The sequence below is a fragment of the uncultured Cytophaga sp. genome (assembly GCF_937863595.1).
GTDB lineage: Bacteria > Bacteroidota > Bacteroidia > Cytophagales > Cytophagaceae > Cytophaga.
In genome coordinates, this window is the sequence record NZ_CALMGQ010000178.1 from 1 (window position 1) to 10,802 (window position 10,802).

At 33.8% G+C, this 10,802-nt stretch carries 11 protein-coding genes; 6 read left to right on the forward strand and 5 right to left on the reverse strand.

Going from position 1 to position 10,802, the window contains the following annotated elements:
* The coding region (locus Q0543_RS15470) for a response regulator (protein ID WP_299255151.1) at positions 1–349 on the forward strand (349 nt) is incomplete at its 5' end.
* A gap of 56 nt (positions 350–405) precedes the next feature.
* Positions 406–813 (forward strand): response regulator, encoded by a 408-nt coding sequence (locus Q0543_RS15475; RefSeq protein WP_299255154.1) that lies wholly within the window; start codon positions 406–408, stop codon positions 811–813.
* A gap of 202 nt (positions 814–1,015) precedes the next feature.
* Here Q0543_RS15475 and rlmH read toward each other — a convergent pair whose 3' ends face one another.
* From rlmH to Q0543_RS15500, 5 genes are all read right to left on the reverse strand, one after another.
* Positions 1,016–1,483, reverse strand: coding sequence for a 23S rRNA (pseudouridine(1915)-N(3))-methyltransferase RlmH (gene rlmH / locus Q0543_RS15480; protein ID WP_299255157.1), 468 nt, complete (start codon positions 1,481–1,483; stop codon positions 1,016–1,018).
* Between the two features lie 97 nt (positions 1,484–1,580).
* Positions 1,581–2,345 (reverse strand): MBL fold metallo-hydrolase, encoded by a 765-nt coding sequence (locus Q0543_RS15485; RefSeq protein WP_299255161.1) that lies wholly within the window; start codon positions 2,343–2,345, stop codon positions 1,581–1,583.
* 1 nt (position 2,346) lies between these two features.
* Complete coding sequence (locus Q0543_RS15490) at positions 2,347–2,610, reverse strand: hypothetical protein (protein WP_299255164.1); 264 nt, start codon at positions 2,608–2,610, stop codon at positions 2,347–2,349.
* A gap of 8 nt (positions 2,611–2,618) precedes the next feature.
* Positions 2,619–2,993, reverse strand: a complete 375-nt coding sequence (locus tag Q0543_RS15495; RefSeq protein ID WP_299255167.1) for a response regulator — start codon at positions 2,991–2,993, stop codon at positions 2,619–2,621.
* Positions 2,994–2,995: 2 nt separating this feature from the next.
* On the reverse strand, positions 2,996–6,664 hold the full coding sequence (locus Q0543_RS15500; RefSeq protein ID WP_299255170.1) for a PAS domain S-box protein: 3,669 nt from the start codon (positions 6,662–6,664) through the stop codon (positions 2,996–2,998).
* 108 nt (positions 6,665–6,772) lie between these two features.
* Between Q0543_RS15500 and Q0543_RS15505 the strand changes: the two genes are divergently transcribed.
* Genes Q0543_RS15505 through Q0543_RS15520 form a run of 4 tightly spaced genes read left to right on the forward strand, consistent with a single transcriptional unit; the run spans position 6,773 to position 10,717 of the window.
* Positions 6,773–7,762, forward strand: a complete 990-nt coding sequence (locus Q0543_RS15505; protein ID WP_299255173.1) for a hypothetical protein — start codon at positions 6,773–6,775, stop codon at positions 7,760–7,762.
* A 2-nt stretch (positions 7,763–7,764) separates the two neighbouring features.
* Positions 7,765–8,670 carry a hypothetical protein gene (locus tag Q0543_RS15510; RefSeq protein ID WP_299255176.1) on the forward strand — a complete coding sequence of 302 codons (906 nt, stop codon included), beginning with the start codon at positions 7,765–7,767 and terminating at the stop codon, positions 8,668–8,670.
* Positions 8,670–9,815: a glycosyltransferase gene (locus Q0543_RS15515; protein WP_299255178.1), complete on the forward strand. Its 1,146-nt coding sequence runs from the start codon at positions 8,670–8,672 to the stop codon at positions 9,813–9,815. The genes Q0543_RS15510 and Q0543_RS15515 overlap by 1 nt, the downstream gene beginning before the upstream one ends.
* 56 nt (positions 9,816–9,871) lie before the next feature.
* Positions 9,872–10,717 (forward strand): FkbM family methyltransferase, encoded by an 846-nt coding sequence (locus Q0543_RS15520; protein WP_299255181.1) that lies wholly within the window; start codon positions 9,872–9,874, stop codon positions 10,715–10,717.
* The last annotated feature ends 85 nt before the right edge of the window (positions 10,718–10,802 follow it).

Genomic DNA, 10,802 nt, shown 5'->3' on the forward strand with positions numbered 1-10,802 from the left:
GGGTCGGAAAATTCTAGAAAGTATTGAAATTGAAATTATACTAACAGACCAACGCATGCCTGAAATGACAGGTGTAGAATTCTTAGAATCTATTATTCCAGATTTTCCAAACCCTATCCTAATTCTATTAACTGGCTATACAGATATGCAGGCATTGATAGATGCAGTTAATAAAGGGCAAATTTACAGATATATCAATAAACCTTGGGACGAAGAAGAATTGAAAATGTTCATCAATCAAGCGTTTGAGTTATATACACTTCGAAAAGAGAACTCAGATTTAACAAAAGATCTAGTACGCGTAAATGCGCAGTTAGAATTTATGCTTAGACAAAATCTACTTTCATAATTTTAAAGTTTGATTTGTGTATTGTACATTTGACTATAATTATTATGGGTTTTTTTATGAATGAAATAGCAGTTTTATATGTTGACGATGAGATAAATAATTTGAATTCATTTAAAGCATCTTTTAGATTAGATTATTTAGTATTTATAGCTAATAACGCTTCTCAAGCCAATGAAATATTAGTTGAAAATCCTCAAATTCAAGTTGTGATTTCTGATCAACGGATGCCTGAAATTACAGGTGTAGAATTTTTAGAATCTGTAAAAGAAAAATATCCTAGCATGATCCGTATAATTTTAACTGCTTTTTCTGATTTAGAGGTATTTGAACGCGCAATAAACATGGGTATGATTTTCCGTTATCTTGAAAAGCCATGGCATCCCCTTGAAATAAAAATAGCAATTGACAATGCATTTCAGTATTATTTTTTAAGCAATCAATTGCATTCTAAAAATATGGATTGAATTTAAATATTGAAACGTATATGTATTTTTTTAATAAAGATTTTGGAATGTTTAATATCCCCAATGTATATCTTGGGCATTTTCAATTAAAATAAACGTGATGCTCTAACTTACTTTATTAATTTTTCTTAAGTTATTTGTACAATATGTTCAATTCAATTTTAAGATAGAGTGTTTAACATTTTAAAAATTTCAAAAAAAATCAATGATGATACTTTTCTCCTTTAATAATTGTACAAGCTCTATATAATTGTTCGAGCGCAAACAAGCGTACCATTTGATGGGAGAGTGTCATTTTTGACAAGCCTACTTTGCCATTGGCTCTTTTGTAAATAGCTTCAGAAAATCCGTAAGGTCCACCGATTAAAAAAATTAGATTGCCAGAAACCGTATTCATTTTCTTTTGAATGAATTGACTAAATTCTGCTGAAGTAAATTCACTCCCTTTTTCATCTAACAAAATTAATTGATCGGAATCTTGAAGACGACTTAATAGTATTTTCTCTTCTTCTTTTTTCAATACATCGCTACTGAGCTTTGTGTTTTTAGGTTCAGGTATTTCGATGTATTCAAAGGGAAGGTAATGTGGAAGACGCTTTAAGTATTGATCACAGCCTTCTTTTAAATAGGCATCGTTCGTTTTTCCAATGGTCCAAAGGTGTAGTTTCATTTACAGAAAGTAGTGGTCGGTTGTTAGTGATCAGGGGGCAGAATAAAGACAAATTATAAATAATTGATTGTATTTATAATAAAGTGCTACGATGTATTTACAATTCCACAACCAAGCCGTCGTAAGCGAAATGAATATTTTGAGGAAGTTCTTTTTCAACGTCAGCATGTTTACCCATACGGTGCCCCATGTGTATGAAGTATGCTTTCTCTGGATTGATTTTTTTTACAATTTCGATTGCTTGGTCCACGGTGAAGTGGGATACATGCGGCTCTTTTTGAAGCGCATTTAAAACCAAAATTTTGGAGCCTTTGATTTTTTCTATTTCTTGGTCGGAAATATAATTGGCATCGGTTATATACGTGAAATCTTGAATGCGAAAACCAAATACCGGTAATTTGTAATGCATCACGTCTATAGGAGTAATGCGTTCTCCGTTTATTTCAAATGGTTCATTGGTTAATTCTGTTATTTCAATGCGCGGAATACCTGGATATTTATTTTCCGAAAAAATATATGAAAACTCTCTGTGTAAAGCATCGATAACATTTTTTCGTGCAAATACGGGCATGTCGCGTTTTTGTACAAAGTTAAAACCTCTTACATCATCTAAACCTGCAATGTGATCTTTATGCTCGTGCGTAAAAAGTACTGCATCCAATTCTTTTATCCGTTCTCGTAAGATCTGTTGTCTAAAATCAGGCCCTGTATCGATAACCAATTTAACGAGGTCTGTTTCAATATATATAGATGTGCGTAGTCGCTTATCGCGATAATCAAACGATTTGCATACTGCGCATTCGCAGGCAATCACAGGGATGCCTTGCGAGGTTCCGGTTCCTAAAAATATTGCTTTTAACACCTTATGATTTATGGATGTCTAAATACATCTTTTTATTTTTATCCGTCATTTTATCTGTATTCAATTCAATTTGTTTTAATATTTCTATTAATGAATTGACCTTACCTTCTAATGGATAATACTTATTTACAATTGCAACGTGCGTTTCTCTTAGCAAGCAGTAACCCGATTGGAAGTTGCCTTTTTCATAACGCAACATATAATCCGACTCTGAAAAGATATCTTCAAGCTTGCTTAAAAACTGAGTAGTGTATTTAACTTCCATGCTCTAATTTAAGCCGTATATTCTTTAACAATTTCAACCAATCGATCAAAATCTAAAGGCTTTTGTAAATAGGCATTGATACCAGCAGATTTGAAATCTTCATCTGAATAGTTTTTCGCATTTCCAGTGATGGCAATAATAGGAATGGCTGCTTTGGTAGTATCAGAAAGTTTTCTGATTTCTTTTGCGCAAGTCATTCCATCCATTTGCGGCATGTTGATGTCCATCAAAATAATATCAAATGAACCTTTTTCCAGTTCCTTCATTACTTCTTTGCCATTTTTAACTGCCGTTATTTCGTAATTTTGAAATTGTAATATCTTCTTCGTTAGGTTTTGAATAACCGAACTGTCTTCAGCAACTAATACTTTTTTTGCGCTCATTTTTAATAAGAATTTAGTATAAAAGTGTATTGATTAACGAAACGACTATGAGCTTCTGAAAGTTCTTCTAAATCGTCTTTAAGTTCGGGATAATATCCAAATTTTAGTTTTGCTTCAATAGATCTAGATAAATTTTCTAGTTCAATTACTCCTAAAGTTCCAGCTACGCCCTTTAATGTGTGCAATTTATTTAAAATATTATGAATGTCACCCATACTTAGGTATTTTTTACAATCCACAATTTGTTCAAGTGACTCATTTTCAAACTCTTTGTATATCTGCTGCAGTATTTCTGCACCCGATAAATCTTTAAGTTTTGAATAAACGTCAAAATCTATAATGGAATGCGCTGGAAATGCATTATCTGCACTTATCTCATCGCTGTCTTCTAGCGTATCATCTGCATTTAATTGAATCCAATGTTTTACTTTTGAAATAAGCATTTCAGCTTTTATGGGCTTAGCAATATAGTCATCCATTCCATTTAACATAAACCGCTCTTTATCTTCCTTCATGGAATAAGCGGTCATTGCAATGATGGGTGGTACGATTGCTAGATTTAATTTTCGAATCTCAGCAGTTGCTTCCATGCCATCCATTTGTGGCATTTGAATATCCATGAAAATAATTTTATAGGAATGCTCCTTTGCTTTTTGAATCGCTTCCAAACCATTTCCTGCAGTATCAATTTCGCAGCCTGCTTTTCTAAGTATTTCGGAAGCTACAAATAAGTTGATGGCATTGTCATCTACCAATAAAATTTTTGGAAAGTTTTTGATTGGCTTTTCGTTCGCAATAACGGTACGTACTTCTGGTTTCGCCCTGTCAATAGTTAGCTTGCTATCGGTTGCTTCAAACGTAAACCAAAAAGTACTTCCTACACCAGACTGTGTTTGTACACCAATTTCACCATTCATTAACTTACTTAATTCTTTTGAAATGGCTAAACCCAATCCAGTACCACCATAGGATTTCGATGATGAATTATCAACTTGATTGAAGTTGCCAAAAAGGATATTTAGTTTATCTGCTGGAATACCAATACCTGTATCTGTAATGTTTACTCGTATTTTATTTAACTGATCTTTTTTGTGGTCTAATGAAATTTGTATGCGAACGGATCCTTTTTCGGTAAATTTTATTGCATTCGATGTTAGATTCGAAAGGATTTGCAATAACCGTGTTTCATCACCCAAAATTATTTTTGGCACATTAGAATCAATGCTATACAACAAATCGATTTTTTTAAGACTGGCTTGTTGGTAAAACAACGCATACAATTTTTCAACTGTTTGCTCTATGGTTATAGGAGCGAGGCGTAATTGCATTTTACCAGCTTCAATTTTTGAAAGATCTAAAATGTCATTTAAAATATCTAATAATGTTTCAGAAGACTTCTTAATCGTTTGAACGTATTTGCGTTGTTCTTCTAGTAAGGGTGTTTCGTTTAATAAATCAATCATACCAATGACACCATTCATCGGAGTTCTGATTTCATGACTCATGTTCGCTAAAAAATTCTCTTTTACTTTTAAAGATTTCTCTGCAATTTCTTTCGCTTGAAGTAAATCGGCAGTTGCCTTTTTTAAATACGTAATATCTCTGGCTACGCCATCAACACCAACGGGTTTGCCATCTTTATTGTATATCAAACGTATGTTTGATATACATTGTAAAGCGGCGCCATCTTTAATGCTAACTTTGGTTTCGTAATTTTTTACTTGACCTGTTTTTAAAACTTCTCGAATTAAATTTACTTGATGTCTGTCTGTAGTGAAAAAATCACCAATATGTTTCCCAATAATTTCTTCTTGCTTATAACCCGTAATTTCACATCCTGATGGCGAAATCATAGTAATGTTTCCTTGCAAATCGGTACGGTAATAAATATCTTGAAACGATTCAAAAATATTTCTAAATTTTTCTTCGCTTTCTTGTATGGTTAACTCCCATTGTTTCTTTTCAGTAATATCGTGCGAGATACCTGATACCTCCGCTATTCTGCCATCTGGTAAGAAAATTGGATTTAAAAAGGTTTCTCTCCAGAATACCTCGCCATTTTGAATGGTATTGCAGGCTTCAAAATGTTGCGCTTCACCATTAAAAGCCAATCGATATTTTTCATCAATGGATTCATGGTAATTCGAATCGGATAGAATTAAGATTTCTTTTGATTCTCCTTCATCATAGATTGAAGGATATTTTTGATATTTTCTAAATATGGCATTTGCATAATTTTGGTTGAAAGAAGTAAGTCCACGTCTTCTGTTTACCGACCATATTAAGTGAGAACTACTTTCAAAGATTGCATTTAAACGTGCCGTTTGGTCAATGATTTTTTCTTCATTGCGTTTACGTTCAATAACCAAAGCTATTTGACCAGATATAAAGTCTAATAGCTCAACATGTCTTCGTTTGTATTTGTTTCTGTCGCTGTGACTTTTTACACAGATAACCCCAATAGTTCTGTTTTCTAGGCGTAAAGGCACGCCCAACCATATTTTTGGAATAGGACCTAATAATTCAATTTTACCTTCATCCGATAATCTTTGTATGTCTTCTTCGTACAAGAACGTTGGACCGTCGTTGAAAAGAGAGTATTCTGTTAAACCCTTACCAACGATACGCTTCATGCTTATAGGCTTTGGGCCTATATTTTCATCAACGTAATAGGGGAAATTTAAATAATTGTGATCGCGATCATACAGCGCAACATGAAAATTATTTACTGCAATTAAGGTGCGCAGTTCTTTGTGTATGTTGTCTAATAAAGAATCAAGCTTATCGCTATTTATAGCAAGATTCGAAATTTTATAATATAAATTTTGCGCACGTTCTGCACGCAGATGCTCCGTATTGTCGTGGAAGATGCCTCTAAAAGAAACAGCCTTCTCTTTTTCGTAGCGAACGTTAACACTGCAAATTACCTGAATGTTACGCCCGTATTTACTGGTGAAAACACTTTCAAATTTATCATCTTTTTTGCTTTCAAGAATTTTGTTTAAATGCTCAAGTGTCTCTTCAACATGATCATGAGCAATGATGTCTCGAAAGTTTAATTTTAAAATTTCTTCATCCGAATATTGAAGCGTCTCTTTCCAAGCTCTATTTACAAATTGTATTCTTCCTTCTAAATCAAAAACCTGAATTAAATCATTCGCATTTTCAAATAAATCTTGTAATTGTTCATTGCTATCTTTAAGCGCACGAATAACTTTTTTCTTATCGGTAATATCTTCGCCAATAAGAGTCGTTAGATGTTTGTCGTTATCTATCGGATGGTGAATAACAACATTGAATTTTATGGTTCTATAATCGCCTTCTTTTGAAAGGAATTTTCGTTTTAGCTGATCAACGAAACCTTGTTTTTTGATTAAGGTATATATGTGGGCATCCTTCGTATTGTCGGCACCCGTTTCTAAAAAATCTTTCCAGTTTTGGCCTAGTATCGTATCTCTCTCCCAACCAATTACCTCAATAAAAGCTTCATTTGTAAATACAATCACTCCGTCTTGGTCAATTGTCATGACCAATAGGTTTATTTTTTCGAATGCTTCTTGAAGTATTTTTTCAGGTCGTTGGTTTGCATTTATAAGCTGCAAGTCCTTTACACGCTGAATAAGCTCATCTCTTGAGGAATCTTCAAATGGAGTATCTTGTTCTAAACGCATACTTTTTTTCCTTGATAGAGAAAGATGGTTGGGTATCTATTTGGGTGTGTAAGCTAGTATGTATAAATTTACCGATAATATCTGTTTTCTACAAGAATCAATACGTACATGAAAGTCTATTTGTCGTTCGATTATGAATTGTACTTCGGGGCCAATACAGGCACCGCTGGTAATTGTATCATTGAGCCTACAAATCGCTTACTTGAAATTGCTGCGAAACAGGGTATTTATCTTAATTTTTTTATAGATAGTGGTTATTTACTAGCACTTGAAAAATATTCAAAACGCTATCCATCTGTTGATTATGAACGGAAACAGGTTTTTTCTCAAATCAAGCAATTGGTAGCTGCTGGGCATGATTGCCAATTACATATTCATCCCCATTGGGAAGATAGTTTTTATGATGGGAAAACGTGGCAAATGAAAACGGATCGATATCGTTTGGATCAATTTTCGGATGTGCAAATTATAGATATCGTAACACGATATTATGCGATTACCAAAGAAGTAACGAGTGTAGCGCCAATCGCATTTAGAGCAGGAGGTTGGTGTTTACCTCCTTGGAATACATTGAACAATATCTTTAAGAAATTAGGCGTTTGGATTGAAAGTACGGTGTATGAAAAAGGATGCATACAAGCAGAACAAGTTCAGTTTGACTTCAGCACTGCGCCTGCTCTAGATCAGTGGATGTTTGAAGAAGATCCTTTGAGAGAAAATTCAGTTGGTTCTTTTCTGGAGTTGCCGATTTCTTCTGTAAAATTATCTCCCTTATTCTTTTGGAATTTATACGTTCGCGGTAGATTAAATCGTTCTTTCCACAAAGGGATGGGCGATGGCGTACCAATGGCACAAAAGAGTACAAAAAAAGCATTACTCACTTCGTATACACAGCAAGCATTGAGTTGCGATGGTTATTTCGCCAGTTTATTACAGAATGAGTTTGATATGCGTGTTTTGAAGAACAACGATACAATGGTTGTAATCGGACATCCTAAAGCACAAAGTGAATACTCCTTGCAAACCCTCGATGCTTTTATCGCATCTGTAAAAGATACGTGCATATTTGCGCGTTACTCAGATCTTCAAAACAAGTAATTTTGATACAATATATACAACATCAAGACCTAGATTTTAAAAAGTGGGATGCCTGTATCGTAGCAGATTCCAATGCAGACGTATACTTACGTTCATCTTGGTTGAATGTTGTTTGTCCCAATTGGTCTGCCATTGTTGCAGATGATTATGCAGCTGTGTTCCCAATATTTGGAAATAAAAAACTGGCTTGGTCATTTTTTGATTTGCCTAATTTTGTTCAGAAAATTGCTGTGTATGGTGATGCACGTTTTGAAGAGGAAATTGCAGTTGAATTGAATCGATTGAATGATACATTTGATTATCTCTGTTACACAACCGATGAACGCTTAATCAAAGATGTATCTTTAAACATTAAACATAGACGTCACCAATTATTAGAATTAAAAGAGGGCGTGCGTTTCCCCACCAAAGTTTGGGGAAGAAACATTCGCAAAGCTGAAGCTTCCCAATTAACTACACTTACTTCGGTACCCATACCTATTTTTATTGCAGCACTAAAAAAAGAGTTGTTAGAAAAAGGGAAACCTTATAAAAATAAAGATTATAAGTTATTAGAAGTACTTGCACAAAAATCGATACAAGAAGGCTATGGTTTTATTGACGGAATAAAAGATGGAACTGGGACATTTACCTGCGGACAATTTTATATTTATGCCAAAGGTAAAATGTATTTAGTAGCTTGCTTTAGCAATGAAGTAGCACGTCAACACAGTCTCTTGCATTATGTATTATTTAAAATTGTTGAAAAAGCATATGTAAACGATTCTTTATTGCGAGTGCATTTCGGAGGGTCTAATTTACCCGTTATTGCTGATTTTAATAAAAATTTTGGGGCCCAAGACGAAGAATTCGTTCTTGTATTAAAATACAATCTTCCATTTTGGTTCCGATTCTTTAAACGCGTATAATGTCCAGTATAAAAAAAATAAAAATTACCGTTTCTGTAACAACAGACTTAATAACCGATCAACGGGTATTTAAAATTTGTAATAGTTTGCATGAAAATGGGTACGAAATTTTATTGGTAGGAAGAAAGAAAAACGACAGCATGCCGATGGATGAACGTCCATATAAAACACATCGATTTCATTTGTGGTTTGAAAAGGGACCTTTGTTTTATGCCCAATATAATCTGTATTTATTTTTCTATGTACTGTTTCATAAAGCAGATATTTTACTAGCAAACGATTTAGATACACTATTACCTAATTATTTGGTATCGAAAATAAAAGGTGTTCCATTGGCTTATGATAACCACGAATATTTTACAGGCGTACCTGAATTGATTAAAAGGCCACGCATACAGAAGATATGGAAGTCCATTGAAAATTGGATATTTCCCAAATTAACTTATATCTACACCGATAACTTTGCGAAACGAAGTTTGTTTGTAAACGAGTTTAAACAACCCGTAGAAGTGGTGATGAACGTACCGATTCTTCAAGAAACACTGTTAGACTCGAAGTATAAATTAAAGGATATTGAGAATAAGTTTATATTGATTTATCAAGGCACAGGTATCAATGTAGAACGCGGTACAGAAGAATTGACTTTAGCAATGCAATACCTCGACGAACGTTTTTTATTGTTATTTGTCGGTAGTGGAGATGTAATTGATGTATTAAAAGCACTAGTGAAAGAACACGCTTTAGAAAGCCGTGTACGCTTTATTCCTAAAGTACCACATCATATATTAAAGCAGTATACCATGCAAGCACATTTGGGCTTAACCGTTGATAAACCCATCAGTGAAAATTACATTTATAGTTTCCCGAATAAGGTATTTGATTACGTACATGCGGGTGTACCTGTCTTAGCTTCTAGATTGCAAGAAGTGGAACGTATTATGAATTTGTATGGCATAGGCACCTTCGTTGAATCTTATGAGCCGAAACATATAGCTGATCGTATACAATGGATCTACGACAATCCTACAGAATATGCTGCATGGAAAGAAAATCTAAGCCATGCAGCGAAAGAAATAAATTGGAACGAACAAGAAAAAGTATTGTTGTCGATTTATCAGCGGATTAAAGAGGAAAATAATATTTAAAAAGAATTAGTGACGTATTTTTAATGATGCATAAAATGGAACCTTGGTTGAAAAAAATGATGTTAGGAGTATATGGATTTGTGCCCTTAAAGTGCGAATTGTTTTCCATGATTCGTTTTTTTTACCTTCCTAAGGAATCCATTTTTAGACATTTATATTTTAAAGGAAATTTTAAGGTTTCTGTCGATAAAGAACATTCCTTTTTGATGAAACATTATGGAAGTGGTTTTGCAATGGAGTCGGATCATTTTTGGAAAGGTGTCGGCGCCTGCGAAAGGTATTCAATTGATTTATGGATTAAATATGCCAAACAAAGTGATTTGATTCTTGATATTGGAGCCAACACGGGAACATATAGTTTAATTGCTTCTGCTTTAAATTCTAATGCAGAAGTGCACGCGTTTGAACCAGTAAAACGAACGTTTGATAAACTGCAATCTAATGTACAAATCAATACATTTGATATTCATCTTCATAACATCGCATTGAGTGATACGGTGGGAGAAATTTTTTTGATGGAAGAAGGTGGAAGTAATGAATATACGGCCCACGTTACTAAGCTACAAAATCCCAATTCTTATCTAGTTTGTTGTAAGCGTTTAGATAGCATTCTGAATGTAAATTATATTGGGAAAAATATTCTAATGAAGTTGGATGTTGAAAGGCATGAAGTGTCGGTTTTATTAGGCATGGGTGATTTACTGAAGCAACTCCGACCAATTATTTTATTAGAGGTGTTGGATGAAGAGATGGCAATTCAGCTCAATCCTTTTTTTGAAAATCTGGAATATGTTTTTTATAATATTGATGAAATGAAAGGATATTTTGAAATTTCTAGTGTTCAAAAAAGCTTTGGCAATAATATTTTTTGTTGTCCGAAAGAAAAAGTGCTCCAATCTTAATTAATGTATTTATCTTTTATAACCTTAAACTGGGTCACATCCATTTTCTGGGGAGCAACTGGTTTAGGCGAATAATTTAGACAAT